The sequence below is a fragment of the Janibacter sp. CX7 genome, assembly GCF_024362365.1.
Taxonomy (GTDB): Bacteria; Actinomycetota; Actinomycetes; order Actinomycetales; family Dermatophilaceae; genus Janibacter.
In genome coordinates this window covers 2,615,706-2,641,664 of record NZ_CP101464.1, presented here as the reverse complement: position 1 = coordinate 2,641,664, position 25,959 = coordinate 2,615,706, and the positions used below count along the sequence as shown (strand labels likewise).

Sequence of the window (25,959 nt, the reverse complement as noted above, 5' to 3'; positions counted from 1 at the left end):
CCTCGAGAGGCTCGCGTGGGATGGGGTACCAGAGGGGTACCAACCCACGAGCAGTCGTGACCGGACGGGACCCGGAAATGACGAAAACCCCCGATTTCTCGAGGGTTTCGCGTGGAGCCGCCTGTCGGAATCGAACCGACGACCTTCTCATTACGAGTGAGACGCTCTAGCCGACTGAGCTAAGGCGGCATGCGCCCGTGGACGCGAGGCACGAGTATACGGATGAGTGCCCGTGGCGCGTAATCGGCTCAGAGGTCGAAGTGAGCGTCGAGGTCGTCGGTCGTCGTGTTGGCTCCCGAGGACGGCGCGACGACCTCGGTGGTGAGCACCCGCGTGGCCGAGTCGCCAGCGGGATGGGCTTCCAGGCGGACGAAGGCCGAGCGCACGTCGGCCTGGTCACGGTAGGTGCGGGCGACCGCCTCGAGCACGTGCTCGAGCGACGCGGCGACGGCCGTGCGATCGGCGCCCTGCAGGGTCAGCACCCCGCTGATCGTCGTCCCCGCCGAGGCCGAGTCCTGGTACTGGACCTGGCCGTCGACGTACACGGGCAGGGCCTCGACGGCGGACTGCAGCGCCGCCCGCACCGCACCCACGTCGCTGCGACGGCCGCACGCCGCGAGCGACAGGGCGAGCCCGCCCACGAGGACGGCCCGGCGCGTGGCGCGCATCAGCCCGCGAGGGCCTCGGAGCGCCGGGCGCCGACCCGCTCGAGGACGACGTCGGCGATGACCTCGGGGTGGGTCTCCATGAGCCAGTGGCCGGTCTCGAGCGGCCGGATGATCGCCAGCTCGGGCTGGTCGCCGGCACGGCGGCGCAGCTGCTCGACGGTGCGCTCGGTCGCGACCTCGCCGAAGGCCGGGTCCTTCGTCCCCCAGACGTAGGCGGTCGGGATGACCCGGCGGTGCACGCTGCGGCGGGGACCCCCCTTCGACCGGCGCTTGCGCCAGATGAGGGTGGGGGAGAGGGCGGCCCGGTACCACGCGAAGGTGCCCTCCGCCGCGCCCGGCGTCTTGAGCCGGCGGGCGTCGTGGGCGGCGCGGTCGCGGGGCATGCCGATCCGCTCGAGGACCTGCTGGGCGAAGAGCCGGAAGAAGAGCACCGGCAGCACCGGCAGGGCGAAGAGCGCCATGTACCAGGAGTGCTTGAGCTGGTCGCCGGCCCGCATGCCGGCCGCCATCCCGGCCGGGCTGGGCGTCGACAGCACGGTGAGCGTCTCGACGCGGTCGGGCTCGCGGGCCGCGACGGCCCAGGCGAGCGCCCCGCCCCAGTCGTGGCCGACGATGTGTGCCCGCTGCGCTCCGACCTCGTCGAGCAGGGCGATGACGTCGCCGACGATCTCGGTGATCACGTAGTCGAGGTGGTTGCCCGGACGGGCGCCGGGGGAGTAGCCGCGCAGGTCGGGCGCCAGCACCCGCAGCCCGGCATCGGCCAGGCGCGGCGCGACGGAGTGCCACGCCGTGCGGTCCTGCGGCCAGCCGTGGAGCAGGACGACGACGTCACCCTCCTGCGGGCCGAGGTCGTCGATGTCGAAGGTCAGTCCGTCGCGGGAGTAGTAGCGCACGGGGCCAACGTAGTTGACGTGCCCGGGCGGGGAGCAGGATGGGAGCGTGACCGCACCGCATTTCACCTTCCACCACGAGTGGGTGCTCGATGCGCCGCGGGAGGCGGTGGTCGCGGCGCTCGCGGACCCCGAGGGCTATCCGCGGTGGTGGGCGCAGGTGCGCGGCGTCGAGCGCCTCGACGAGACCTCGGGTCGTGCGCGGATCCGCAGCGCGCTGCCGATGACCCTGCACCTCGTGCTCACCCGCGAGATCGAGGACCGCGAAGGGGGTCACCTGCGGGTCCGCCTGGACGGTGACCTCGACGGGTGGGCCGGGTGGACGGTCGTGGACGACCCGCGGGGCGGGGTGCGGGCGACCTTCGACCAAGAGGTGAGGGTCGCCGCCCGGTTGTCCCGGGCGGCGACCCTCGCTCCTGTCGTGCTGCGCGCCAACCACGCGTGGATGATGCGGCAGGGCCGCAGCGGGTTGGCGCGCTATCTCACTCGCTGTCGCTGAGCGGCTTGTCCTTGGTGGCCAGCTCCTCGTGGGCGCGGGCGGACGCGGCCTCGATGTCCTCCGGCGAGTGCGAGGCGTCGGGGTGGGCCTGCGAGTGGCTCGAGCTCGGCATCGTCCAGCGGGCGGTGCTCATGCCGGCGGCCTTGGCGCGCTCGATGGCCTCGGTGACCGTCTTCTCGGCCTCCTCGCGGCCGACCCAGTGGGCGCCCTCGACGGACTTGCCGGGCTCGAGGTCCTTGTAGGTCTCGAAGAAGTGCTGGATCTCCAGGCGCCAGAACTCGCTGATGTCCTCGAGGTCCTTGATGCCCTCCTTGCGCGGGTCGCCCGCGGGGACGCACAGGACCTTGTCGTCGCCGCCGGCCTCGTCGCGCATGTGGAACATGCCGATCGGCCGCGCCCGCACGAGGCAGCCGGGCCAGGTCGGCTCGTCGAGGAGCACGAGCGCGTCGAGCGGGTCGCCGTCCTCGCCGAGGCTGTCCTCGACGTACCCGTAGTCGCTCGGGTAGGCCATGGAGGTGAAGAGCATGCGGTCGAGGCGGATGCGACCGGTCTCGTGGTCGACCTCGTACTTGTTCTTCTGGCCCTTCGGGATCTCGATGGTGACGTCGAACTCCACAGTCGTACCTCTTGTCTGTGACGGGTGAACTATTCTCGGGCACAGTGTTCCACCACCACCGACAAAACACCGCAGGGGGCCGCGCGTGCGACGCACTCTGATCGCCGTGACGTCGGTCGCAGCACTCGCCGTCGGTTACGGCGTGGCCGATGCCTACGACCGCGTGCCGGGCGTCCTCACCATCGACGAGCCGGTCACCGAGCAGACCCCCGCCCCGCGTGAGCCCACCGCGGTCCTGCCCGCCGCCTCGAAGCAGGCGCCGGTCCCGACCGCGTCCGGTCTGGCCCGCACGGTCCGTGACGACGTCGGCGCCTCGGCCCTCGGCCCCCGCGTCGGGGTCGTCGTCCGCGATGCGCTGACCGGCGACACCCTGTGGTCCCAGGACGAGGACCGCCCGCAGACCCCGGCCTCGACGGCGAAGCTGCTCACCGCCGCCGCCGTCTCCGAGACCACCGACCTGTCGACGACGATGAAGACCCGCGTCGTGCAGGGCGAGGGCGACGAGATCGTCCTCGTCGCCTCGGGCGACACGATGCTGGCGAAGGGGGCCGGCGACCCGACCGCGGTCGAGGGCCGCGCGGGTCTGGCCGACCTCGCCGAGCAGGTCGCGACGTCCCTGGGGTCGGACGCGAAGGGGAGGCACTCCCTTCGCCTCGATGCCACCTATGCGGCCGGGGAGCGCTATGCCCCGACGTGGAACATGGCCGACGTCGCCGCCGGCTACACCCAGGGCGTGTCGATGATCGGGCTCGCCGGCGACCGGCCGGAGCCCTTCAAGCCCTCACCCGCGGTGCCCGAGCGGACCGTGCTCAAGGCCTTCGCCAGCCAGCTGAAGAAGGCCGGCGTCAAGGTCACCGTCGACGACTCCTCCCGCACCTGGCGGCAGGCCGCGCCGCAGGGCGCCGAGGAGCTGGGCTCCGTCGAGTCGGCGCCGCTCGGCGACGTGCTCGCCCTCGCGCTCGACGACTCCGACAACGCCCTGACCGAAAACGTCGCCCGCCAGGCCGCCCTCGCCGACGGCGCGGGGACGAGCTTCGCCGAGGTGAGCCGGTGGGTCCACTCGACCCTGCGGGACGCGGGCGTCGACATGACGGGCGTGAAGCTCAAGGACAACTGCGGGCTCAGCTCCGGCCAGGTGATCCCGGCCCGGGTGACCTCCGACGTCATGCAGCTCGGCATCACCGGCAGCGCCCGGAGCATGACCCGCGTGCTGTCCGACCTGCCGATCGCCGGGCTGACCGGCACCCTCCACGACCGCTTCCTCGTCGCCGACTCGCGCGGTGCCTCCGGCATCGCCCGCGCCAAGACCGGCACGCTCACCGGCACCTCGGCGCTCGCCGGCACGACGACGACGCAGGACGGGCGGCTGCTCACCTTCGTGCTCGTCGCCGACCGGGTGCCCTCGACGACCGGCACGCTCGGCGCCCGCGCCGCGCTCGACGCGATCGTCGCCGACATCACCGCCTGCGGCTGCCGCTGAGCCCGCAGCGTCCACGGGGCCAGTCCGTAGGGTGACCTCGTGACCAACTACGTCGACTGGAAGTTCGCCGCATCGGCCGGTGCCCGGCTCGTCCCGCCCGGCCCGGACGTCACCCCCGACGAGGCCGTCGAGGTCGTCGAGGAGATCCGGGCCCTCGCGGCCTCGGCCGTCGAGCCGGTCGCCACGACCGCCCGACTGCGCGCGCCCGACGCGGCCCGCGCCCCGCTCGTCGTCGACCGGCGCACGTGGATCGACGTCAACGCGACGTCGATGTCGGGCATGCTCGACCCGGCCCTCGAGGCGGCCAACCGGCGCAAGGGCAAGGAGCCCTCGGCGGCCGCCCAGGCCGTCGGCTCCAAGATCACCGGGGCCGAGGCCGGCGGCATGCTCGCCTTCCTCTCGACGAAGGTCCTCGGTCAGTACGACCTCGCCCCCGACGGCGACCCCGCGCTGCTGCTCGTCGCGCCCAACATCGTCGCGACCGAGCGCGACATCGAGGCCGTGCCCCGCGACTTCCGCCTGTGGGTGTGCCTGCACGAGGAGACCCACCGGGTGCAGTTCGAGGGCGTGCCGTGGCTGCGCGAGCACGTCATCGACAGCGCCCGCGCGCTGACGAGCGATCTCATGCCCGACGGCGAGGCGCTGCGCGCCCGCCTCGAGCAGATGGCGACCCAGCTGCCGCGCCTCTTCTCCGGCGACAGCCAGGGCCTCACCGAGCTCGTCATCACCCCGGCCCAGCGCGAGCGCCTCGCCGACGTCACCGCCGTGATGTCGCTGCTCGAGGGGCACGCCGACGTCGTCATGGACGACGTCGGCCCCGAGCACGTGCCGACCGTCGCCTCGATCCGCGAACGATTCACCAAGCGCCGCAAGGGTGCCGGTGCCGCCGACCGCCTGTTGCGCCGCCTCCTCGGCCTCGAGGCGAAGATGCGCCAGTACCGCGACGGAGCGGCCTTTGTCCGCGCGGTCCAGGAGCAGGTCGGCGTCGACGGCTTCAACGCCGTCTGGACCTCGCCCGAGACCCTGCCCACCGCCCTCGAGATCACCGACCCCGCCGCCTGGGTGCGGCGGGTCCACGGCTGACGTGGGCGCCGGTCACCCCTCCCAGGCCGACTGCCGAAGGGGGGTCCGCGCGGCCCTCGCAGGTCTGCCGGCCGGCTCGCTGGCGCTCGCCGCGGTGAGCGGGGGAGCCGACTCCCTCGCCCTCGCCGCGGCCCTCGCCGCCGAGGCCCCGGCGCACGACGTGACCGCGGGCGCGATCATCGTCGACCACCAGCTGCAGGAGGAGTCCGCCGACGTCGCGCTGCTCGCGGCGCAGCACTGCGCCGACCTCGGGCTGGCGCCGGTCGCCGTCGTGCCGACCCTCGTGACCGCGAGCGGCGAGGGGCTCGAGGCCGCCGCCCGCGAGGCCCGCTACGCAGCCCTCGCCGAGACCGCCGCCGCGATGGGTGAGGGTCACCCCGCCCACCTCGTCCTGCTCGGGCACACCCGCGACGACCAGGCCGAGCAGGTGCTGCTCGGCCTCGCGAGGGGCTCCGGTGCACGATCCCTCGCCGGCATGGCCGTGCTCGTGGTCCGGGAGGGGACTCCCTTCGCCCGGCCGCTGCTGCACCTGCCGCGGGCCACGACCCGGCGGGCCTGCGAGGAGTGGGGCCTGATGCCCTGGGAGGACCCGATGAACTCCGACCGGGCCCATGCCCGGGTCCGTGCGCGCCAGGCGCTCGCCGGCCTCGAGGGCGACCTCGGGCCCGGCCTCGCCGAGGCGCTCGCCCGCAGCGCCGACCTGCTGCGTGACGACGCCGACCTGCTCGACGACCTGGCCGCGCAGGCCACCCCCGACGACGACCCGGCCGACGGCGTGGCCGTCGCCGACCTCGGGGACCTGGCCCCCGCCCTTCGCTCACGGGTGTGGCGTCGCCTGCTGCTGCGGGCCGGCGCCCCCGCCGGGGACCTCACCGCCGGTCACGTCGCCGCCTGCGACCGGCTCGTCACCGACTGGCACGGGCAGGGTCCGCTCCACCTGCCGGGCGACCTGCGGGTCCGCCGTGACCGCGACCGGGTGCACATCGCACGTGCGCCTGGTGGACAATGAGATCCGCCCGACCCGAGCAAGGAGAGCTGTGGACTCCCAGGACATCCAGGACGACCTCGTCGAGGTGCTCCTCACCGAAGAGCAGATCCAGACCCGACTCGGCGAGCTCGCCGCCGAGGTGTGGGAGCACTACGAGGGCAAGGACGTGCTCCTCGTCGGCGTGCTCAAGGGCGCGGTCATGGTCATGGCCGACTTCATGCGCCACCTGCCCGGCTCCGCCCCGATGGACTGGATGGCGGTGAGCTCCTACGGCTCCGGCACCAAGTCCTCCGGTGTCGTGCGCATCCTCAAGGACCTCGACGCCGACATCACCGACAAGCACGTGCTCATCGTCGAGGACATCATCGACTCCGGCCTGACGCTGTCGTGGATCCGCGCCAACCTCGAGTCGCGCTCGCCGGCCTCGGTCGAGATCCTCACCCTGCTGCGCAAGCCCGACGCGGCGAAGGTCGAGATCGACACCCGCTGGGTCGGCTTCGACATCCCCAACGAGTTCGTCGTCGGCTACGGCCTCGACTTCGCCGAGGGCTATCGCAACCTGCGCGACGTCGCGACGCTCGCGCCGCACGTCTACTCCTGAGGCCCTTCGACACGCTCGTTCCTCGCTCCTGCGGGAGCGGGGGTGGAACGGGGGTGGGCCACGGGGCGGTCGTGCGGGAACACCGCGCTCCGAGTGGTCGTTGACCAGATGGCCGCCGAATGGCGGTGTTCAGGTAGTTTCGTCCTGATCGCCCCGGCCCTGCCGGTGGCCGCCACGTCGTCGAGCCAGGAAGTCCGGGAAGCCCCCGTACCCGTATGAACGCCAAGAAGATCTTCCGTGCCCCCGCCTTCTGGGCGCTGCTGCTCATCGCAGTCTTCGTCCTGATGTTCACCACCCGCGGTGGCGGCGACTACGCGCGCGTGGACACCTCCGCGGCGGAAAAGCTGGTCACCGACGGCAAGGTGGACAAGGCCCACTTCACGACGGACAACCTCCTGCAGCTCGACCTCAAGAAGGGCGAGACCTACTCGGACGGCGAGGCGGTCAAGGACGCCGACAAGGTCGAGACCGAGTTCATCGACGCCCGCGCGGCCCACATGCTCAAGGTCGTCGACGACAACGTCGACGGCGTGCAGAACGACACCGTCGAGCAGCCGAGCGTCTGGTCCAGCCTGCTCCTGTCGCTGCTGCCGCTGCTGCTGCTCGTCGGTCTCTTCTGGTTCATCATCAGCCAGGCCCAGGGCGGCGGCTCCAAGGTCATGCAGTTCGGCAAGTCCAAGGCCAAGCTCGCGAGCAAGGACACCCCCAAGGTGACCTTCGCCGACGTGGCCGGCGCCGACGAGGCCGTCGAGGAGCTGCACGAGATCGTCGAGTTCCTCCGCGACTCCGGCAAGTTCCTCGCCGTGGGCGCCAAGATCCCGAAGGGCGTGCTGCTCTACGGCCAGCCGGGTACCGGTAAGACGCTGCTCGCGCGCGCCGTCGCCGGCGAGGCGGGCGTGCCCTTCTACTCGATCTCCGGCTCGGACTTCGTCGAGATGTTCGTCGGTGTCGGTGCCAGCCGTGTGCGCGACCTCTTCGAGCAGGCCAAGGCCAACCAGCCGGCGATCATCTTCGTCGACGAGATCGACGCCGTCGGTCGCCACCGCGGCGCCGGCCTCGGCGGTGGCCACGACGAGCGGGAGCAGACGCTCAACCAGCTGCTCGTCGAGATGGACGGCTTCGACGTCAAGACCAATGTCATCCTCATCGCGGCGACCAACCGCCCCGACATCCTCGACCCGGCGCTGCTGCGCCCGGGCCGCTTCGACCGGCAGATCGCCGTCGAGAACCCCGACATGCTCGGCCGGCACCGCATCCTCGAGGTGCACGCCGCGGGCAAGCCGATGGCCCCGGGCGTCGACCTGCTGGCCGTCGCCCGCCGCACCCCGGGCATGACCGGTGCCGACCTGGCCAACGTGCTCAACGAGGCGGCGCTGCTCACGGCCCGCTCGGACAAGCAGTTCATCGACGACGCGACCCTCGACGAGGCGATCGACCGCGTCATCGCCGGCCCGCAGAAGCGCACCCGGATCATGAGCGCCCAGGAGCGCAAGATCACCGCCTACCACGAGGGCGGTCACGCGCTCGTCGCCGCGGCGATGAACCACACCGACCCCGTCACCAAGATCACGATCCTGCCGCGCGGTCGGGCCCTCGGCTACACGATGGTGCTGCCCGTCGACGACAAGTACTCGACGACGCGCAACGAGATCCTCGACCAGCTGGCGTATGCCCTCGGTGGCCGCGTCGCGGAGGAGATCATCTTCCACGACCCGTCGACCGGCGCGTCCAACGACATCGAGAAGGCCACGTCGATGGCCCGCAAGATGGTCACCGAGTTCGGCATGAGCGAGCGCATCGGTGCGGTCAAGCTCGGCCAGTCGCAGGGTGAGGTCTTCCTCGGCCGCGACATGGGCCACCAGCGCGACTACTCCGAGACCATCGCCGGCATCGTCGACGAGGAGGTGCGCCGCTTCATCGAGGACGCCCACGACGAGGCCTGGCACGCGCTCAACGACAACCGCGACATCCTCGACCGGCTCGTCCTCGACCTGCTCGAGCACGAGACGCTCAACGCCAAGGAGCTCGCCGAGATCTTCGCCGACGTCGTCAAGCGCCCCAAGCGCCCGACCTGGTTGAGCAGCGAGCACCGCACGATCTCGACGATCCCCCCGGTGCTCACCCCGGCCGAGCGGGAGGCCGTCGCGGCGCGCGAGGCCGAGCAGACGCCTGCCGGCGACAGCACGGTCACCGAGGCGATCGACCGGGCCGCCGAGGAGGGTGCGAGCCTCTACCCGCAGGAGCACCCGACGACCGAGGTGCGCGAGGTGCCCCCGGGCGAGCAGGTCGACGGCGACGGGCACGCCTGAGCCATGACCGACGTCGACCTGCCGCGCATCGAGGCAGCCGTCCGCGAGATCCTCGTCGCCGTGGGGGAGGACCCCGATCGTGACGGGCTCGTCGACACCCCCGCCCGGGTGGCGCGGGCCTACGCGGAGACCTTCTCGGGGCTGCGGGCCGACCCCGCCGAGCTGCTCGCCACGACCTTCGACATCGACCACGACGAGCTCGTCCTCGTGCGCGACATCCCGCTGTACTCGACGTGCGAGCACCACCTCGTGCCCTTCCACGGCGTGGCCCACGTCGGCTACCTGCCCGGTGGCAGCGGCAAGGTGACCGGCCTGTCGAAGATCGCGCGTCTCGTCGACCTCTTCGCCAAACGTCCCCAGGTGCAGGAGCGGCTCACCTCGCAAATCGCCGACGCCCTCGTCGAGCACCTCGACGTCGGTGGCGTCATCGTCGTCGTCGAGGCGGAGCACCTGTGCATGTCGATGCGCGGGGTGCGCAAGCCCGGCGCCCGCACGATCACCTCCGCCGTGCGCGGCCAGCTGCGCGACTCGACGACCCGGGCCGAGGCGATGGCCCTGCTCACCGGGGCCGCCCGGTGACCCACCCGGTCCTCGCGCAGCTCGCGGCGACCGCCGACCGGCCCGGGCCGGTCGTCATGGGGGTCGTCAACGTCACGCCCGACTCCTTCAGCGACGGCGGCCGCTGGATCGAGAGCGACGCGGCCGTCGCCCACGGCCGGCAGCTCGCCGCCGACGGCGCGCTGGTCGTCGACGTCGGCGGTGAGTCCACCCGGCCCGGCGCCACCCGCCCCTCCACCGACGAAGAGCTGCGCCGCGTCGTGCCCGTCGTCGAGGCCCTCGCGGCCGAGGGCGTCGTCGTCTCCGTCGACACGATGCGCGCCGAGGTCGCCGAGGCGGCCCTGGCGGCCGGTGGCGCGATCATCAACGACGTGAGCGGCGGACTGGCCGACCCACAGATGCCCGACCTCGTGGCCCGCAGCGGTGCTCCCTTCGTCGTCATGCACTGGCGCGGCCACGCCCACGACATGCAGACCCGGGCCCACTACGACGACGTCGTCGGCGAGGTGTGCTCCGAGCTGACCGAGCGCGTCGACGCCCTGCTCGCCGCGGGCGCCGACCGGGAGCAGCTCGTCCTCGACCCGGGCATCGGCTTCGCCAAGACCGCGGAGCACAACTGGCAGCTCCTCGCCGGCCTCGAGCAGGTCGTCGACCTCGGCTACCCGGTGCTGCTCGGCACCTCGCGCAAGGGATTCCTCGGCAAGGTCGGCCGCGCCGAGGGGCAGGAGCGCGCCCTCGACGCCCGCGCCGTCGTCACCGCCGCCACGAGCGCCCGCGCCGCCCGCGCGGGGGTGTGGTGCGTGCGGGTGCACGACGTCGTCGCGACGGTCGACGCCATCGACGTCGCTGCCGCGCTGGGGGAGGTCCGGTCCCTTCGAGACGGTCGCTGCGCGACCTCCTCAGGGAACGGGGAGAGCGGTCAGGGAGAGCGCCGATGACCGACCGGATCAGCCTCCTCGGCGTGCGGGCGCGGGGCTTCCACGGCGTCCTGGCCGACGAGAAGCGGGACGGCCAGGACTTCGTCGTCGACGTCGTGCTCCACCTCGATCTCGCGCCTGCGGGCACGAGCGACGACCTCGAGCGCACCGTCAGCTATGCCGAGGTCGGCGCGGACGTCGTCGCGCGCATCGAGGGCCCCTCCCTCGACCTCATCGAGACCCTCGCCGAGCAGATCGCCGCCGACGCGCTGGCCCGACCGCTCGTCCGGGCCGTCGACGTCACCGTGCACAAGCCCTCCGCGCCCGTGGGCGTGCCCTTCGGCGACGTGTCGGTGACCGTGAGCCGCCGTCGTGAGGTGCCCGTCGTCATCGCGCTCGGAGCCAATCTCGGCGACGCCGCCCGCACCCTCGACGCCGCCCTCGACGACCTCGGCGACGCCCTGCACGACGTGCGGCGGGCCCCCTTCGTCACGACGGATCCGGTGGGCGGGCCCGACCAGCCGCGCTACACCAACTCCGTGGTCGTCGCGACGACCTCGCTGGGCCCGGCCGAGCTGATCGCGCGGCTGCACGCCGTCGAGGCCCGCCACGGCCGCGTGCGCGAGGTGCGCTGGGGTGCCCGCACCCTCGACCTCGACCTCGTCCAGTACGGCGACCCGGTCACCGGAGACGACGTCGTGAGTGACGACCCCGCCCTGACGCTGCCGCACCCGCGGGCGCACGAGCGGGGCTTCGTCCTGCAGCCGTGGTCGCGGGTCGACCCCGACGCCGTGCTGCGCGTCGGCGACGCGGCGACGCCGGTCGGCGACCTGCTCGCCGCCCTCGACACGAGCGACATCGAGGAGCTGTGATGCTCGACCGCGGCCTGCGCCTCCACACCGTCCTCGCGGCACTGGCCCTGGCGGGTGTGCTCAGCTGGGGCTTCGGTCGCTGGTGGGTTGCCGGCGGCCACGCACCGCTGCGCATCGGCTGGCTCACCGCCGTGCTGCTCGTCGGCATGGCCGTGATCGTCGTCGCCGCCGGTCGACGGATGTGGCGGATGCGCCGCGGCCGCGCCCACGTGCCGCCGATCGTCGCCGAGCGCATCCTGCGCCTGTCGCAGGCGAGTGCCCTCACCGGCGCCGTCATCGGCGGTCTCTACCTCGGTCAGGCGGTCACCCTCGCGCCGGACATCGGCTATGCCGGTCGCGGCCACCTGGCCCTCGTGTGGGCCGTCGCGGGGCTGGCCGCGCTCCTGCTCACCGGCGCCGGTCTGCTCGTGCAGTCGTGGTGCCGCGTCGACGACGACCGGGAGGACGACGAGGAGTCGTCGGTCAGCTGACCATCTGGTCGGCCCAGACGACCCAGTTGCCCTCGTAGTGACCGGCGTTGATCGGGGTGTCGGGGTCGCAGGTGATCAGGCGCAGCACCGGCTGCGGGTTGTCCCAGTCCCAGATCGAGTCGTCCTGCGGCACGCCCTTCTTCGACGCGGCCTCGGAGCGGGTGATCTTGAACTTCACCGTCCGCCCGGACCCGTAGGTCACGGTGACGACGTCACCGATGCGCACCCGCGGCAGGTTCCAGAAGACGTCGGGGTTGCCGCCGTGGTTGATGTGGCCGACGAGGATGCTCGCACCGGTGTAGCCCGGTTTGGGCCAGCCCGGCTCGGCGTACCAGCCAGCCGTGCCGAAGGGGGGAGCCAGCACCTTCTGCGCGTCGAGCCGCGTCGCCTGGAGCGAGGCGTCGACGATGTCGCGTCCGCCGGAGCGGACCTGGACCCGGGTGGGCTCGCCGGCGGGGGCCTCGGCGGACGTGGGCTGACTGCGCTGGGCGGCAGAGGGGGTGGACGAGGGCGTCGTCGTGCTCGAGGACTTCGAGGAGGTCGACGACGAGGTGGACGAGCGCTTGCGCGTCGTCGAGGAGCTCGTCGGCTGGTAGGAGGGCTCGGTGATCTCGCTCGGCGGGACATAGGTGCCGACCGGCAGGGAGGCCTGGTCGTCCTCGCGCTGGGTCCACCACGCACCGGCCGCGGCTCCGCCGCCGATGACGAGCGCGACGGCTGCCGCGATGAGCCACGTCGTGCGGCGGTAGAGCGCGCGCTCGCGGCCCTTCTGTCGTCGCGTCGGCGGGGTCGTCACACGGTCCTCCCAAGTACATGTGTCGGCGTGTCGTGGTCAACGACGGGGGAGTGCCGGCGGTTCCCCCTGGTGACAACGGTACGGGCCGCCGGGTGGGAGGTGCTCCCGACCCGACGGCCCGTGGCCATGATCACCGACCGTGGCCGGTGGTATCTCAGTGCTGTGCGGCCTGACGGCGGCGGACGAGGACGACCGAGCCGGCGCCCGCACCGGCGAGCAGCGCACCGCCGAGCAGGAAGGCGGCGGTGTTGTCGCCCTCGGGCTGCGCGACCCGGCTGAAGCCGTCGGTCTGGACGACGCCCGGGGTCTCGGGGCCGGAGGAGCCGGTGCCCGCACCGTCGTCGTCGCCGGAGTCGTCGTCGGAGTCGGGGTTGACCCAGGGGGCGTAGTACTCGACGTTGCAGCCGCCGGGGACCGAGCCGTCGTTGCCGTTGGCGTCGACGCAGTCCTCGGAGACCAGACGCACGTAGTCAGTGCCCTCGGCGAAGGGGAAGTCGCGGGTGTTGCTGCCCTCCGTCACGTTCCACTCGATGGTGCGCAGGACCTTCTTGTCGCCGTCGAGCAGGACGACCGTGACGACACCCGCCTGGTCCGCGGTGCCCTTGACGGTGAAGCTCTTGCCGTCGGAGGTGATCGGCAGGCTGGTGGGCTCGGTGAACCAGTCGTTGACCTCGGGAGCCGGGGTCGAGGTGGTGGGCTCGGACGTGGTCGGCTCCGAGGTGGTCGGCTCCGAGGTGGTCGGCTCCGAGGTGGTCGGCTCGGACGTCGTGGGCTCGGACGTCGTGGGCTCGGAGGTGGTGGGCTCTGAGGTGGTGGGCTCCGAGGTGGTCGGCTCGGAGGTCGTGGGGTTGCCGATCGTGACCGTGCCGACGGTGGCGTCAGCGGGCGCGGTGCACGAGACCTTGAGGACGAAGCCCGTGTCGGTCGTGAGCGCAGCGGTGAAGTCGCCGGCCGTGATGTCGAGCTCGGTGTCCTCCATCGGAGCAACCTCGTCGGCGCCGGTGCCGGTGGCGACGACCGTGACGTCTCCAGTCTCCGGCACGTCGACCTTGGCGACGCTCAGCGTGGTGCTGCGCTCGGTCTCGCCGAAGGTGTAGCCGGCGTCGGCGGTGCCCTCCAGGGACTTGATGCTCAGGCTGCGCATCTTCTCGTGCGCGTCGGCGCCCGGGGTGACCTCGGCCGTGATGCTCGGCGCGGTGATGGCGGCCCCCTGCTCGTAGGTCTCGTCGACCCCGAGGGTGAAGGCGACCTGCCACGGGTCCGCGAACTGGATCCCCTGGTCAGGGACGGAGCAGCTGTATGCGAGCTCCCCCGTGACGTCGGCATTGGCCGGGACGCTGACGGCGATGCCCGCCAGCCCCAGCCCGGTGACGAGTGCGGCGCCGGCCGACAGGCGGGCGGTGAGGCGCTTGGCCATGTGAATTGTCTCCCCGAGTTGCGGCGCCATCCCCTTGAAGGCGCCTCCGCCCGGCAACTTACCGATCCGTAGGTGGCCTCACAACCCTTTCCCAGCCACGTTTCACCCGTCGGTCAGGCAGGTGTGGCAGGTCGGGCGGCAAACATTCGGACCCGGTGTCGAACTCTGCAGGACCCTAGGGTCTTGCGGAGTTGGGCCCCGGCGGGCAGGCGGAAATCGGACCCGGCGGACGCGACGAGGCGCCCCGGGCGGATCCCCGGAGCGCCTCGTCGTGGAGCCGCGTGCGGCTGCCCGGCGTGCTCAGCCCTGCGTGCGGCGACGCGCGACGACGACCGTCGACGCGCCGGCAGCGGCGAGCAGGAGACCGCCGAGCGCGATGGCCGTGGGGCTCGTCGCGGACTGGACCGCGTCGTCGGTCTGGACGACACCCGGCACCTCGGGCTCGCCGGCGGGGGCGTCGCCCGCGGGCTCCTCGGCCGGGGCGTCGTCGGCCGGCGCGTCGCCGGAGCCGGCGCCGTCGTCCGTGGCCGGGTCGTCGGTGGCCGGGTCGTCGCCACCGTCGGCCGGGGGCTCCGGCTCCTCGGCGGGCGGCTCGGCGTCGCCGACGGCGACGGTGCCGACCGTGGCGTCCTCGGGCGCGGTGCACTCGATCTTGAAGATGAAGCCGTCCTGGTTGGCGAGCTCGGCGGTGAAGTCGCCCGCCGTGATCGGGACGTTGACGTCCTCGGCGGGGGCGGTCTCCTCGGTGCTCTCACCGGTGGCGTCGACGGACACGGTGCCGGTCGCCGGCACGTCGGTCTTCGGGACGGTGAGGGCCACGTCGCGGGCCTCGCCCCCTTCGCCGAAGGTGTAGGTCGTGGCGGCGGTGCCCTCGAGGGTCTTGACCCCCAGGCCCTGCATCGTCTGCGTGGCGTCGGCGCCGGGCGTGACCGTGGCCTTGATGGCGCCGGCCGGGATCGTCTCGCCCTGCTCGACGGTCTCCGGGACGTCGAGGGTCAGGTCGACGGTCCACGGGTCGGTGAAGGTGATGTTCTGCCCGACCTCCTTGCACGAGTAGTCGAGGCTCCCCGTGACCTCGGCCGAGGCGGGCGTCGCGGCGGCGATCCCGATCATCCCGAGGCCCGTGACGAGGGCGGCACCGGCGGACGCGCGGGTCCTGAAGCTGGTCATGGAACTTCCAATCTCCGATGGTCGTGCCCCCGAGACCGAGGGCGCGGTCGTCCCTGCAACCTACCTGCGGGTAGCAACGAGTACCGGACGAAGGGAGAGGCTGTGGCCCGGCTCACGCCCGGTGCCGGCGGCGGTGCCGCGGGACTACTTGTCGATGTCGCCGACGACGAAGAACATCGAGCCCAGGACCGAGACCATGTCGGCCACGAGGCACCCCGGGAGCAGCTCGCCGAGGACCTGCACGTTGTTGAAGGAGGCCGAGCGCAGCTTGAGCCGCCACGGCGTCTTCTCGCCCCGCGAGACGAGGTGGTAGCCGTTGAGCCCCAGGGGATTTTCGGTCGCGGTGTAGCGCTCGCCCTCGGGCACCTTGAGCACCTTGGGCAGGCGCTGGTTGACCGGACCACGGGGGAGCGAGCGCAGTCGCTCGACGCAGGCGTCGGCGAGGTCGAGGCTCACGTGGGTCTGCTCGAGGAGCACCTCGAGGCGGGCCAGCGAGTCACCCGCGGTGCGGGTGACGACCCGCCCCGGGCCGCCCTCGTCGAAGAGCTCGCCGTAGGCGAGATAGGGCGCGTCGCGCCGCAGGTCGAGGTCGACCCCGCTGGCACGGGCGATGGGGCCGGAGACGCCGTAGGCCTCGGCGAGCGAAGGGGGGAGCACCCCGATCCCGCGGGTGCGGGCCTCGAGGATCTCGTTGCCGACGAGCAGCGCCTCGAGCTGCGGCATCCGGCCGCGCACCGCGGCGACGGCGGCGGTGACGCGGTCGAGCCAGCCCGCTGGCAGGTCCTCCTTGAGCCCGCCGACGCGGTTGAACATGAAGTGCATCCGGCCGCCGGAGATCTCCTCCATGACGGCCTGGATCTCCTCGCGCTCGCGGAAGGAGTAGAAGATCGGCGTCATCGCCCCGAGCTCGAGGGGATAGGAGCCGAGGAACATCAGGTGGTTGAGCACGCGGTTGAGCTCCGCGAGCAGGGTCCGCGCCCACGTCGCCCGCTCGGGGACCTCCATGCCGAGCATCGCCTCGACACCGAGGACGACGCCCAGCTCGTTGCCGAAGGCCGAGAGCCAGTCGTGGCGGTTGGCCAGGACGGTGATCTGCCGGTAGTCGCGGACCTCGAAGAGCTTTTCGGCACCCCGGTGCATGTAGCCGACGACGGGGTCGGCGGAGACGATGCGCTCGCCGTCGAGGACGACCCGCAGCCGCAGCACGCCGTGGGTCGCGGGGTGCTGGGGGCCGATGTTGAGCACCATGTCGGCGCTGGCCAGCGACCCGTCGCCCACACCGACGTCGAGGGTCCGCGTGCCGCGCGTGCCCGGGCTGCTCGTCATGCCCGCCAGTATGCGCCAGCCGGTGCGGCCGTGGCCCTTTGGCACCATGGACGGGTGCCGACCCGACGTGTGCGACGAGCGGGCGCGGGGCTCGTGGCCCTCGCGCTCGCCGCGGCGACCCTCGCCGGCTGCATCGGCGAGCCCGAGGAGCCCTACACCCCGTCCGGGACGGCCGCCGTCGAGGGCGAGGCCGTGCTCGACCCGTGGTTCGAGGCCGTGCGCGGCGACGCGGACGACGCGGCCGACGTCGTCGTCCTCGGCGACTCGGTGAGCGAGGGCTCGGGGCTGCGCGACCACCTCGAGCGGCGGTGGGTCGACCGCCTCCAGGCGCAGCTGCGCGAGCGCTCGGGCACGCCCGACTGCCCGACGACGCCGGGCGGGTGGCAGGGCACGACCTCGCTCGTGCCGGCGTACTACCAGGCCTCGTCGTTGCCCGACCCACAGGTGCGTGGCATGACCACCCTGACGCCCGACCTCGGGCCGGGCGGGCGGGGCATGGCCCTCGAGCCGGGGGCCAGCATCACGTGGAAGGTCCGGGCCGAGTCGGTCGACATCGGGTACCGCACCCGCTTCGGCGGCGGCCCCTTCGAGGTGCGCATCGACGGCGAGATCCCCTACGACGGGCTCGCCGTCCCCACGGACGCCGACGGCGGCGCCGAGCGGCGCACGTGGTCCTCCGGTGACCTCGGCCCCGGCACCCACACGATCACCGTGCGCAACGACGTCAAGGGCAGCACCGCCCGGCGCGCGGTCATCACCGACCTCATGCCCTATCGCGGCGACCGCGACCGCTGCGTCCACGTCCTCGACGCCTCGCGCTCGGGGGTCTCGGCGCGCACCATCTCGCAGACGCCGGGCTACCTGCGCGACTCCCTCTCGCTCGAGCCCGACCTGCTCCTCGTGCCGCTGGGCTTCAACGACCGCCGGACCGGGTCGAGCGCACGTGACTTCGGCGAGAGCCTCGACAGCGTTATCAGCCAGGCGAGGGAGTACGGCTACGACGGCCCGATCCTGCTCGTCGGGTGGTTCACCCCCGCGCCGGTCCGGGGTCAGGCGTCCTGGACCGGGTACCTGCGCGTCATGCAGGGGCTCACCCGGCGCGAGGGCGTCAGCTTCATCGACCTGTCGCCCGTGCTGCCGGCGGCCGACCCGTCGTCGCGCTACTTCCGCGACGGACTGCACCCGTCGGAGCAGGGGCAGCCGCTCATCGCGGACGTGCTGACCGAGGTGCTCGTGCCGCCCGGTGACGGCACCCCGACGACGTCGGGGTCGGCGACCCCTTCCAGCACCTCGGGCACGTCGTCAGCCGACCCGGCGCAGCGCCCAGAGGAATCCTCCGGGACCCCCTGACGTCAGGGCGGCCGCCTGAGAGGCGCGGGAGAGCGCGGCGAGGTAGCCCGCGGGGTCGCTGCGGGCCAGGTCGAGCGGTGGCCGCGCCCCGTCGACCCCCAGCTCGCGCAGCGCCTCGCGCTGGGTGAGCAGCCGGTCGGGCCGAAGGGAGTCCATGGCCACATGCGCGGTGAGGTCGCAGCCACCGTCGGGCACCGGCGTGCAGACCGACCCGTCGACGAAACCGACGAGGCTCCCCGCAGGTGGACGGTCGCCGAGCACGTGGCCGTAGTCGACGGCGACGACGAGGCCGGACCCGGTGCGCCGCACGAGGTCCTCGAAGGCCACGTCGCGAGCTCGTCCCACCTCGACCCGGTCGCCGGGGGAGCCGGGCCCGGGCCACCAGCGGTCGCACCAGTCACGGTTCGGCCCTGTCAGCGGGTCGCCGAGCGACTCGCTGCCGTCGGGCGCGACGTGGACGACCCGCAGGACGCCCTCGTCGTCGACCTCCGCGATGGGGCACGGGACGACGTCGAGCCACTCGTGCGCGAGGATCAGCGCCGCGGTGGGGGAGCCGAGGTCGGGCAGGTCCGCTCCTCCCGGGGAGACGACCCACTCGACTCGCGCGGGCAGGTCGTCGGGGCGGGGCACGACATCGACGCCGACGAGGCGGATCGACGGATCCGCCTGTGCGGCAAGGGCGCTCAGCAGCTCGCCGCGGCCGCAGGCGACATCGACGACGGTGGTGAGGCCCTCCCTTCGCGCCAGCTCGAGGAGGGCTCCGGCGAACAGCTCGGCGGCCGCGCCCTGCGCGGAGGTGGCGAAGTGGCCCGCCGGCCCCTCCGGCCGCCGGTAGAAGCCCTCGGGGCCGTAGAGCGCCGCGTGCCAGGCCTGCTCCCACGTCGGGTCCATGCGCACGACCTTAAGGAAATGCGGCGGGGGGTGCGCACGACCTCAAGCAGATGCGAGGGGGAGATGGGGCGCGGGTAGCGTCGGGCAGGTGAGCCTCCCTGACCTGCCCTCCGGCCGATCGCCCGCGCCCGCTCGGCCGACCCTGCGGGTCGGTGTCGTTGGCGCCGGACGGGTCGGTGCCGTCCTCGGGGCCGCGCTGCGTGCCGCCGGCCACGAGGTGGTCGCCGTCTCCGCCGTCTCCGAGGACTCCCGTGAGCGGGCCGAGGCCCTGCTGCCCGGGGTGCCGGTGTTGCCGGTGCCCGAGGTCGTCGCGGCCGCCCAGCTCGTGCTGCTCGCCGTGCCCGACGACGCCCTGACCGACCTCGTCGCCGGGCTGCACGCGACCGGCGCGTGGCGCCCCGGGCAGCTCGTCGTCCACACCTCGGGCCGGCACGGTCTGGCCCCCTTCGCCCCTGTCGCGGACACGGTGGTGCCGATGGCCATCCACCCCGCGATGACCTTCACCGGCACCAGCCTCGACCTCGCCCGGCTCGCCGAGTGCTGCTTCGGCATCACGACGCCCGAGGCGCTGCGACCCGTGGCCGAGGCCCTCGTCGTCGAGATGGGCGGGGAGCCGGTGTGGGTGCCCGAGGAGGCCCGCGGTCGCTACCACGCGGCCCTGGCCCACGGCAGCAACCACCTCGTCACGCTCGTCGCCCAGGCCATGGAGATCCTGCGCTCGGCGGGCATCGACCCCGCCGACCGGGTACTGCGCCCGCTGCTGCAGGCGAGCCTCGACAACGCCCTGTCCTCCGGTGACGCCGCCCTCACCGGGCCGGTCGCCCGCGGCGATGCCGGTACCGTGGCCGCGCACCTGACGGAGCTCGCCGACCTGCCGGACGACGTCGCCGCCGCCTACCGCGCGCAGGCCCGGGCCACCGCGCTGCGCGCCGAGCGGAGCGGCCGCCTGCGGGCCGACGCCGCCGAGAGCATCCTGACCACCCTCGACGAGGAGACCCGATGACCACCGCCCCCGTCGTCGCCCGCACGCGCGACGAGCTCGTCCCGGCCCGCGCCGCCCTCACCGACGGCGACGTCGCGGTCGTCATGACCATGGGCGCCCTCCACGAGGGCCACGCGCGGCTGATCCGCACCGCCCGCGAGCGGGCGCGGCACGTGCTCGTGACGATCTTCCTCAACCCGCTGCAGTTCGGGCCCAAGGAGGACCTGTCGCGCTACCCGCGCACCTTCGACTCCGACCTCGAGATCTGCACGCGCGAGGGCGTCGACGTCGTCTTCGCCCCCACGCCCGACGTCATCTACCCCGAGGGCGACCCCGGCGTGCGCATCTCGGCCGGCCCGCTCGGCGACGTCCTCGAGGGGCAGTCGCGCCCCGGGCACTTCGACGGCATGCTCACCGTCGTCGCCAAGCTCATGCACCTCACCCGCGGTGACCTCTTCTACTACGGGCAGAAGGACGCGCAGCAGCTGCTGCTCATCAAGCGCATGGTCCGCGACATCGACTTCCCCGGCAGCGTCGTCGCCGTCCCCACCGTCCGTGAGGAGGACGGCCTGGCGATGAGCAGCCGCAACACCTATCTCTCGCCGAGCGACCGCGAGACCGCGCTCGCGCTCTCCCGCGCGCTGCGGGCCGGCGCGGCGCAGGCGGTCGAGGGCCCCTCGGCGATCCGACGGGCCGCGCGCGAGGTGCTCATCGAGGAGCCGCTCGCGCTCGTCGACTACCTCGTGCTCGTCCACCCGACGACGCTCGAGGACGTGCCCGAGTGGTACAAGGGCGAGGCCCTGCTCGCCGTCGCCGCCCGGGTCGGCACGACCCGCCTCATCGACAACGTCCCGGTGCTCGTCGGCCCCGGGGGCGGGGCGCGGGAGACCTTCGCGGAGACGTCCGCCGGCTGATCCCAGTGCGCGGCGAGGGGCACGCACGCGACAGTGAGAGACTGGGGAACGCTCACCCGCCGCCACAGACGAAGGACACTCGCGTGCAGCGCTTCATGCTCCACAGCAAGATCCACCGCGCCACCGTCACCCAGGCCGACCTGCACTACGTCGGCTCGCTGACGATCGACATGGACCTCATGGACGCCGCGGGCATGCTCCCGGGCCAGCAGGTCGACGTCGTCGACATCGACAACGGCAACCGTCTGACGACCTATGCGATCGAGGGCGAGCGCGGCAGCGGCATCGTGTGCATCAACGGCGCGGCCGCCCGGCTCGTCTCGCCCGGCGACCTCGTCATCATCATCGCCTACGCGGCGATGGACGACGACGAGGCGCGCACCTTCGAGCCCAACGTCGTCTTCGTCGACGGCGACAACAAGATCGTCGAGCAGTACCACGACGCCGGCGACGTGCCCGACGGCTACGGGCTGAAGACCTCGGCCGTCACCCACCGCGACGACCGTGCCTGAGACCGCGGGCGCCCCCGCGCCCGTCGTCGTCCCCCGCCGCCTCGGCGCCCCCGAGCCGGGGTGGACGACCCAGGCCGATGTGCTCGTCGTGGGCTCCGGCATCGCCGGACTGACCTGCGCGCTACGGCTGCGCGAGCACGTCGACCGCGTCCTGCTCGTCACCAAGACCCGCCTGTCGGAGGGCTCGACGGCGTGGGCCCAGGGCGGCATCGCCGCGGCCCTCGCCCCCGAGGACTCCCCGGGCGAGCACCTCGACGACACCCTCGTCGCGGGCGTCGGCCTGTGCGACGAGGACGCCGTCGAGGTCCTCGTCACCGAGGGCCCAGCCCGGGTGCGGGAGCTCATCGACCTCGGCGCGCAGTTCGACCGGGACGCCGCCGGTGAGATCACCCTGACGCGCGAAGGGGGCCACCACCGCGACCGCATCGCGCACGCCGGCGGCGACGCCACCGGCGCCGAGATCTCCCGGGCGCTCATCGCCCAGCTCGAGGCCGTGCAGGCCGACCCCGGTATCGAGGTCATCGAGCACGCCCTCGTCGTCGACCTGCTCACCGCGACCGACGGCAGCGTGTGCGGTGCGACCGTGCACGTCATCGGCGAAGGCGAGATCGACGGTGTCGGCGCCGCCCGCGCCCGGGCCGTCGTCCTCGCGACCGGCGGGCTCGGCCAGATCTACTCCGCGACGACCAACCCCTCCGTCGCCACGGGCGACGGCATGGCGGCCGCCCTGCGTGCCGGTGCAGCGCTCGCCGACCTCGAGTTCGTGCAGTTCCACCCCACCGTCATGCACCTGGGCGAGGGCGCGACCGGCCAGCAGCCGCTCGTGTCCGAGGCCGTGCGCGGCGAGGGCGCCGTCCTCATCGACACCTCGGGCGAGGCCTTCATGGCCGGCGTGCACCCGATGGCCGACCTGGCCCCGCGCGATGTCGTCGCCCGGGCGATCCTCGAGCGGATGGAGGCGACCGGCACCGACCACGTCCTCCTCGACGCGCGACACCTGGGCGGCGACTTCCTCGAGCGCCGGTTCCCCACGATCGTCGCCCGCTGCCGCGAGCTCGGGATCGACCCGGCGACCGATCCGATCCCGGTCGCGCCGGCGCAGCACTACGCCTCCGGCGGCGTGCGCACCGACCTGCGCGGTCGCACCAACCTGCCCGGCCTCTACGCCTGCGGCGAGACCTCGTGCACCGGGGTCCACGGCGCCAACCGGCTCGCGAGCAACTCCCTGCTCGAGGGCCTCGTCTTCGCCCACCGCATCGCCGAGGACCTCACCACGCGGCTGGCCGCGGGCGAGCTGCCGCTGCTGGAGCCCGAGGACCCCACCACGACGAAGGGCGCCTCCGGCCTCCTCGACGCCGCCCACCGCCGCGAGGTGCAGCAGGTGATGACCCGTGGCGTCGGCCCGCTGCGCTCCGCCGAGTCGACCGCGGGCGCGCTCGCCGGGCTCGCGGAGCTCGCCGCCCGCCCGACGACCGACGCCGAGCCCGGCCCGCAGACCTGGGAGACGAGCAACCTGCTCCACCTCGGGCAGGCGCTCGCGACGGCTGCGCACCTTCGCGAGGAGACCCGCGGCGGCCACGTGCGCCGCGACCACCCGCACCACGACGACGAGACCTGGGCTGCGCACCTGCTGCACGTGCGCGACCCGCACGACGGGGAGCTCGCGGTCATCAAGCTCGACGTCGAGCTCGCCTGGCCGCAGGACGACGAGCTTGATGACCGCGACGAGGAGCAGGAGGGCGAGCAGTGATCGACGAGCACTTCCCGGACGAGGCCGTGCGACGGGTCGTCGCGACGGCGCTCGACGAGGACCTGGGCCCGCAGTCGCTCGACGTGACGAGTACCGCGACGATCCCGGCCGACCAGCAGGGCGTCGCGCACGTCGTCGCCCGCGCGCCGGGGGTGCTCGCCGGTGGCCCGGCGATCGCGCTCGTGCTCGACGAGGTGGCGGCGCGCACGGAGGGGGCCACCCCCTTCGCCTCCCGTCCCGAGCTCGACCTGCGGATCGCCGACGGGACCGTGCTGGAGCGGGGCGATGTCGTCGCCGAGCTGCGCGGCCCGGTGCGCCAGGTGCTCATGGCCGAGCGGACCGTGCTCAACATCCTCTCCCGCGCCTCCGGCGTCGCCACCCACACGCGGCGGTGGGCCGACGCGCTCGCCGGCACCGGCTGCACCGTCCTCGACACCCGCAAGACGACGCCCGGCCTGCGTGCCCTCGAGAAGTACGCCGTCCGCTGCGGCGGTGGCACCAACAAGCGCATGGGGCTCTACGACGTCGCCATGGTCAAGGACAACCACAAGATCGCGGCCGGGGGAGTGGGTGCGGCCTATGCCGCGATCCGCGAGCAGTTCCCCGACGTGACGATCGAGGTCGAGGTGACCACGACCGCCGAGGCGATCGAGGCGCTCGAGGCCGGATCGCGCTTCCTCATGTGCGACAACATGTCCGTCGACCTGCTGCGCACGACGGTCGCCGCCGCGCGCGAGTGGGCTGCGGCGCGCAGCGAGAGCGTCGAGATCGAGGCGACGGGCGGGCTGACCCTCGAGGTCGCCGCCGACTACGGCGCCACCGGCATCGACTGGATGAGCGTCGGTGGCCTCACCCACTCCTCGCCGATCGTCGACCTGGCGCTCGACCTCGTCTGACGTGCTGCGCGTCCGTGGACTGACCAAGGCCTATGGCGGGCGGACCGTCCTCGACGGCCTCGACCTCGACGTGGCGGCCGGTGAAGTCGTCTCCCTCGTCGGACCCAACGGCGTCGGCAAGTCGACCGCGCTGCGCTGCATCGTCGGGACCGAGTCGCCCGATGCCGGGCAGGTGGACCTCGGCGAGACCCGCCTCGACACCCGGGTGCCGCAGACCCGCCGGGCGCTGTGCACCGTGCTCGGCGACCTCGGGGTCCTGCCCGACCTCACCGTCGCCGAGCACCTCGACCTGCTCGCCCGCGCGCACGGCGTCGACGGGGTCGCGCAGGTCGTCGCCGGGGCCCTCGACGAGGCCCGCATCGAGCACGTCGCCGACCAGCTGCCGAGCACCCTGTCGTCGGGTCAGGCCCAGCGCTTCGCGCTCGCCTCGGCGATGGTGCGGCCGTGGGCGCTGCTGCTCGCCGACGAGCCCGAGCAGCGTCTCGACGACGCCGGCCGCGCCTGGCTGGGTGACTGGCTGGCCGGTCACGCGGCGACCGGGCGTGCCGTGCTCGTGGCCAGCCACGACCCGGAGGTGGTGCGGCGCAGCGGTGCTCGCGTCGTCACCCTGCAGGGCGATGCCTGAGGCGAAGGGAGGTCCCGGGCTCGTCGGTGACCGCGCCGCGGCCCGGGTCGCGCTGCGGGCCCTGCGTGGTGGCGAGCACGCGGCGAGCTGGGGGCAGGTGCTGCAGGACTGGTACGTCGGCCTCTTCGTCGCCGGCACGCTGCTCACGATGGTCTTCGCCGCGACCGGGCCCTCGATCCTGCGGCCGGAGTGCGCGACGACGACCTGTCTCGGTCGCGGCGACCACCTCTGGCTCGCGGGGGGCATGGCGCTGCTCGGTGCCGTCGCGACCTTCGTCGCGCTGCGGGCCGCCGGGCCGGCGTGGGCCGACCGGGGGCGGATGGCCTGGCTGGCCTCGACCCCGGCCGACCGCGGCGTGCTCCTGCGCGGCGGGGTGCTGCGGGTCGGCTTCGTCGCGGTCGTCGCCACGGGCGCGTGGGGTGTCCTCACGGGCTTCGCCCTGGCCGTCGGGCTGGGGCGGGCGGGGGTGCCCGTGCCGACGATCGTCGGGTCCGCGGCCGTCGGCGCCGGGCTCGCCGTGCTGCTCACCGCGGTGACGCTCGCCCGGCAGGGGCGTGGGCGTCCGCTCGCCGCTGCCGTGCGTGGCGTGGCCGATGTCGACCTGCTGCGTGCCGGCGAGGTCACCGGGGCCGTCGGCGCAGCAACCGTCATGCTCGACGGTGCCGCGCTCGAGGTGCTCGGCACCCGCCGGCGGCTGGCCCGTCGGGGGAGCTTCGCCAGTCGTGGCGGTGCCGGGGGAGCGCTCACCGGGATGCTCGTCCACGAGTGCCGGGCGGTGCTGCGCCGATGGGTCCGCTGCCTCGTCGCGCTCGCCGGGTGCCTCGCCGCGCTCGTCGTCGGGCTCCTCCTCGGCCGGCTCGCCGGCGTGGTCGTCACCGCCGTCGCCGTCCTCGCCCTCGTCCGGGCGGTCGGCGGTGGCCCGTCGACCTGGGTGTCGTCGCCGGGGCTGCGCCGGGCCGTCCCGGCCCACCCCGCGGCCGTGGCTGCGGTCCTGGCGGTCCCTCCCTTCGTCATCGGGGTGGTCGGGGCGACGGCGCTCCTCCCGCTGGGCCTTCCCTGGTGGGCACCGCCGGCCCTGGCCCTCGGGGTGACGGCCGCCGCGGTCCGGGCCACCGAGCCGCCGCCCGCGGAGCTCGGGGTCGTCCTCGCCACGCCCGCCGGGCCGCTGTCGAGCGGACTCGTGCGCTCGGTCGTCCACGGCCCCGACCTCGCGATCGCCGTCGGCCTCGCGGTCCTCGCCGCCCACGCCACGGGGGCGGGGCTGCTCGCCGTGGCTGCCACCGCCGGCCTGCTCGTCTGGCAGCTGCTGCGCCCGCGGGACTGACTGCCGGCGCGGGGCCGGGATTCGGGGAAGGGCGGGGCGCGCGGATATCGTGGAC

Annotated in this window: 26 protein-coding genes and 1 tRNA gene; 18 read left to right on the top strand and 9 right to left on the bottom strand. The window is 73.5% G+C overall.

The features are described 5' to 3' along the window. Positions 1 to 112: 112 nt before the first annotated feature. The 3 genes from NMQ01_RS13000 to NMQ01_RS12990 form a co-directional block, all read right to left on the bottom strand. A tRNA-Thr gene (locus NMQ01_RS13000) sits at positions 113 to 189 on the bottom strand. A gap of 59 nt (positions 190 to 248) precedes the next feature. Further along, the gene (locus tag NMQ01_RS12995; protein WP_255184341.1) at positions 249 to 668 is read right to left on the bottom strand and encodes a hypothetical protein; all 420 of its coding nucleotides are present in this window, start codon (positions 666 to 668) and stop codon (positions 249 to 251) included. Further along, complete coding sequence (locus NMQ01_RS12990; protein WP_255184340.1) at positions 668 to 1,561, bottom strand: alpha/beta fold hydrolase; 894 nt, start codon at positions 1,559 to 1,561, stop codon at positions 668 to 670. The genes NMQ01_RS12995 and NMQ01_RS12990 overlap by 1 nt, the downstream gene beginning before the upstream one ends. A gap of 46 nt (positions 1,562 to 1,607) precedes the next feature. On the opposite strand from NMQ01_RS12990, the gene NMQ01_RS12985 reads away from it, so the two are divergent. Then, positions 1,608 to 2,057 carry an SRPBCC family protein gene (locus NMQ01_RS12985; RefSeq protein WP_255184339.1) on the top strand — a complete coding sequence of 150 codons (450 nt, stop codon included), beginning with the start codon at positions 1,608 to 1,610 and terminating at the stop codon, positions 2,055 to 2,057. Here the strand turns inward: NMQ01_RS12985 and NMQ01_RS12980 are convergent. Further along, on the bottom strand, positions 2,041 to 2,673 hold the full coding sequence (locus NMQ01_RS12980) for an inorganic diphosphatase (RefSeq protein ID WP_255184338.1): 633 nt from the start codon (positions 2,671 to 2,673) through the stop codon (positions 2,041 to 2,043). The genes NMQ01_RS12985 and NMQ01_RS12980 overlap by 17 nt on opposite strands. An 85-nt stretch (positions 2,674 to 2,758) precedes the next feature. Here NMQ01_RS12980 and dacB point away from each other — a divergent pair, with 85 nt between their 5' ends. The 9 genes from dacB (at position 2,759) to NMQ01_RS12935 (ending at position 11,951) form a co-directional block, all read left to right on the top strand. Continuing rightward, positions 2,759 to 4,153 (top strand): D-alanyl-D-alanine carboxypeptidase/D-alanyl-D-alanine-endopeptidase, encoded by a 1,395-nt coding sequence (dacB, locus tag NMQ01_RS12975; RefSeq protein WP_255184337.1) that lies wholly within the window; start codon positions 2,759 to 2,761, stop codon positions 4,151 to 4,153. Between the two features lie 39 nt (positions 4,154 to 4,192). Continuing rightward, positions 4,193 to 5,236, top strand: a complete 1,044-nt coding sequence (locus NMQ01_RS12970; RefSeq protein ID WP_255184336.1) for a zinc-dependent metalloprotease — start codon at positions 4,193 to 4,195, stop codon at positions 5,234 to 5,236. A gap of 1 nt (position 5,237) precedes the next feature. Continuing rightward, positions 5,238 to 6,245: a tRNA lysidine(34) synthetase TilS gene (tilS, locus tag NMQ01_RS12965; RefSeq protein WP_255184335.1), complete on the top strand. Its 1,008-nt coding sequence runs from the start codon at positions 5,238 to 5,240 to the stop codon at positions 6,243 to 6,245. A 28-nt stretch (positions 6,246 to 6,273) separates the two neighbouring features. Continuing rightward, on the top strand, positions 6,274 to 6,825 hold the full coding sequence (gene hpt, locus NMQ01_RS12960) for a hypoxanthine phosphoribosyltransferase (RefSeq protein ID WP_255184334.1): 552 nt from the start codon (positions 6,274 to 6,276) through the stop codon (positions 6,823 to 6,825). Between the two features lie 215 nt (positions 6,826 to 7,040). Further along, positions 7,041 to 9,134, top strand: a complete 2,094-nt coding sequence (ftsH, locus tag NMQ01_RS12955) for an ATP-dependent zinc metalloprotease FtsH (RefSeq protein ID WP_255184333.1) — start codon at positions 7,041 to 7,043, stop codon at positions 9,132 to 9,134. 3 nt (positions 9,135 to 9,137) lie between these two features. Beyond that, positions 9,138 to 9,713, top strand: a complete 576-nt coding sequence (folE, locus tag NMQ01_RS12950) for a GTP cyclohydrolase I FolE (RefSeq protein ID WP_255184332.1) — start codon at positions 9,138 to 9,140, stop codon at positions 9,711 to 9,713. Beyond that, positions 9,710 to 10,630, top strand: a complete 921-nt coding sequence (folP, locus tag NMQ01_RS12945; protein ID WP_255184331.1) for a dihydropteroate synthase — start codon at positions 9,710 to 9,712, stop codon at positions 10,628 to 10,630. The genes folE and folP overlap by 4 nt, the downstream gene beginning before the upstream one ends. Beyond that, positions 10,627 to 11,481 (top strand): 2-amino-4-hydroxy-6-hydroxymethyldihydropteridine diphosphokinase, encoded by an 855-nt coding sequence (folK, locus tag NMQ01_RS12940; protein WP_255184330.1) that lies wholly within the window; start codon positions 10,627 to 10,629, stop codon positions 11,479 to 11,481. Before folP ends, folK begins: the two co-directional genes overlap by 4 nt. Then, positions 11,481 to 11,951, top strand: coding sequence for a DUF3180 family protein (locus NMQ01_RS12935; RefSeq protein ID WP_255184329.1), 471 nt, complete (start codon positions 11,481 to 11,483; stop codon positions 11,949 to 11,951). The genes folK and NMQ01_RS12935 overlap by 1 nt, the downstream gene beginning before the upstream one ends. Here the strand turns inward: NMQ01_RS12935 and NMQ01_RS12930 are convergent. The 4 genes from NMQ01_RS12930 to NMQ01_RS12915 all read right to left on the bottom strand — a co-directional run bounded on the left by NMQ01_RS12930 (position 11,944) and on the right by NMQ01_RS12915 (position 16,660). Further along, complete coding sequence (locus NMQ01_RS12930; RefSeq protein WP_255184328.1) at positions 11,944 to 12,747, bottom strand: class F sortase; 804 nt, start codon at positions 12,745 to 12,747, stop codon at positions 11,944 to 11,946. The genes NMQ01_RS12935 and NMQ01_RS12930 overlap by 8 nt on opposite strands. Before the next feature lie 154 nt (positions 12,748 to 12,901). After that, positions 12,902 to 14,164, bottom strand: coding sequence for a hypothetical protein (locus NMQ01_RS12925; RefSeq protein ID WP_255184327.1), 1,263 nt, complete (start codon positions 14,162 to 14,164; stop codon positions 12,902 to 12,904). Positions 14,165 to 14,464: 300 nt separating this feature from the next. Next, on the bottom strand, positions 14,465 to 15,334 hold the full coding sequence (locus NMQ01_RS12920; RefSeq protein WP_255184326.1) for a DUF6801 domain-containing protein: 870 nt from the start codon (positions 15,332 to 15,334) through the stop codon (positions 14,465 to 14,467). Positions 15,335 to 15,478: 144 nt separating this feature from the next. After that, positions 15,479 to 16,660, bottom strand: coding sequence for an NADH-quinone oxidoreductase subunit D (locus NMQ01_RS12915; protein ID WP_255184325.1), 1,182 nt, complete (start codon positions 16,658 to 16,660; stop codon positions 15,479 to 15,481). Positions 16,661 to 16,714: 54 nt separating this feature from the next. Between NMQ01_RS12915 and NMQ01_RS12910 the strand changes: the two genes are divergently transcribed. Then, the gene (locus NMQ01_RS12910) at positions 16,715 to 18,010 is read left to right on the top strand and encodes an SGNH/GDSL hydrolase family protein (protein WP_255184324.1); all 1,296 of its coding nucleotides are present in this window, start codon (positions 16,715 to 16,717) and stop codon (positions 18,008 to 18,010) included. Here NMQ01_RS12910 and NMQ01_RS12905 read toward each other — a convergent pair. After that, entirely contained in the window at positions 17,963 to 18,901 is a 939-nt protein-coding gene (locus tag NMQ01_RS12905; protein ID WP_255184323.1) for an SAM-dependent methyltransferase, read from the bottom strand. The two genes, NMQ01_RS12910 and NMQ01_RS12905, sit on opposite strands and share 48 nt — an antisense overlap. Positions 18,902 to 18,989: 88 nt before the next feature. Between NMQ01_RS12905 and NMQ01_RS12900 the strand changes: the two genes are divergently transcribed. The 7 genes from NMQ01_RS12900 (at position 18,990) to NMQ01_RS12870 (ending at position 25,904) form a co-directional block, all read left to right on the top strand. Continuing rightward, on the top strand, positions 18,990 to 19,904 hold the full coding sequence (locus tag NMQ01_RS12900) for a Rossmann-like and DUF2520 domain-containing protein (protein WP_255184322.1): 915 nt from the start codon (positions 18,990 to 18,992) through the stop codon (positions 19,902 to 19,904). Then, entirely contained in the window at positions 19,901 to 20,797 is an 897-nt protein-coding gene (gene panC / locus NMQ01_RS12895) for a pantoate--beta-alanine ligase (RefSeq protein ID WP_255184321.1), read from the top strand. Before NMQ01_RS12900 ends, panC begins: the two co-directional genes overlap by 4 nt. 83 nt (positions 20,798 to 20,880) lie before the next feature. Next, entirely contained in the window at positions 20,881 to 21,309 is a 429-nt protein-coding gene (gene panD / locus NMQ01_RS12890) for an aspartate 1-decarboxylase (RefSeq protein ID WP_255184320.1), read from the top strand. After that, positions 21,302 to 23,059, top strand: a complete 1,758-nt coding sequence (locus NMQ01_RS12885) for an L-aspartate oxidase (RefSeq protein ID WP_255184319.1) — start codon at positions 21,302 to 21,304, stop codon at positions 23,057 to 23,059. The genes panD and NMQ01_RS12885 overlap by 8 nt, the downstream gene beginning before the upstream one ends. After that, the gene (nadC, locus tag NMQ01_RS12880) at positions 23,056 to 23,955 is read left to right on the top strand and encodes a carboxylating nicotinate-nucleotide diphosphorylase (protein WP_255184318.1); all 900 of its coding nucleotides are present in this window, start codon (positions 23,056 to 23,058) and stop codon (positions 23,953 to 23,955) included. Before NMQ01_RS12885 ends, nadC begins: the two co-directional genes overlap by 4 nt. A 1-nt stretch (position 23,956) precedes the next feature. Then, a complete protein-coding gene (locus NMQ01_RS12875) occupies positions 23,957 to 24,580 on the top strand; it encodes an ABC transporter ATP-binding protein (RefSeq protein WP_255184317.1) in 624 nt (207 codons plus the stop codon). Further along, a complete protein-coding gene (locus NMQ01_RS12870; RefSeq protein ID WP_255184316.1) occupies positions 24,573 to 25,904 on the top strand; it encodes a hypothetical protein in 1,332 nt (443 codons plus the stop codon). Before NMQ01_RS12875 ends, NMQ01_RS12870 begins: the two co-directional genes overlap by 8 nt. Positions 25,905 to 25,959: the final 55 nt, after the last annotated feature.

What these genes read in the sequence shown, in the direction of transcription:
- NMQ01_RS12995 (WP_255184341.1), bottom strand. Translation starts at nt 668, where the DNA reads ATGCGCGCCACGCGCCGGGCCGTCCTCGTGGGCGGGCTCGCCCTGTCG.
- ftsH (WP_255184333.1), top strand. Translation starts at nt 7,041, where the DNA reads ATGAACGCCAAGAAGATCTTCCGTGCCCCCGCCTTCTGGGCGCTGCTG.
- folE (WP_255184332.1), top strand. Translation starts at nt 9,138, where the DNA reads ATGACCGACGTCGACCTGCCGCGCATCGAGGCAGCCGTCCGCGAGATC.
- folK (WP_255184330.1), top strand. Translation starts at nt 10,627, where the DNA reads ATGACCGACCGGATCAGCCTCCTCGGCGTGCGGGCGCGGGGCTTCCAC.
- NMQ01_RS12935 (WP_255184329.1), top strand. Translation starts at nt 11,481, where the DNA reads ATGCTCGACCGCGGCCTGCGCCTCCACACCGTCCTCGCGGCACTGGCC.
- NMQ01_RS12925 (WP_255184327.1), bottom strand. Translation starts at nt 14,164, where the DNA reads ATGGCCAAGCGCCTCACCGCCCGCCTGTCGGCCGGCGCCGCACTCGTC.
- NMQ01_RS12920 (WP_255184326.1), bottom strand. Translation starts at nt 15,334, where the DNA reads ATGACCAGCTTCAGGACCCGCGCGTCCGCCGGTGCCGCCCTCGTCACG.
- NMQ01_RS12915 (WP_255184325.1), bottom strand. Translation starts at nt 16,660, where the DNA reads ATGACGAGCAGCCCGGGCACGCGCGGCACGCGGACCCTCGACGTCGGT.
- NMQ01_RS12905 (WP_255184323.1), bottom strand. Translation starts at nt 18,901, where the DNA reads ATGGACCCGACGTGGGAGCAGGCCTGGCACGCGGCGCTCTACGGCCCC.
- panC (WP_255184321.1), top strand. Translation starts at nt 19,901, where the DNA reads ATGACCACCGCCCCCGTCGTCGCCCGCACGCGCGACGAGCTCGTCCCG.
- NMQ01_RS12870 (WP_255184316.1), top strand. Translation starts at nt 24,573, where the DNA reads ATGCCTGAGGCGAAGGGAGGTCCCGGGCTCGTCGGTGACCGCGCCGCG.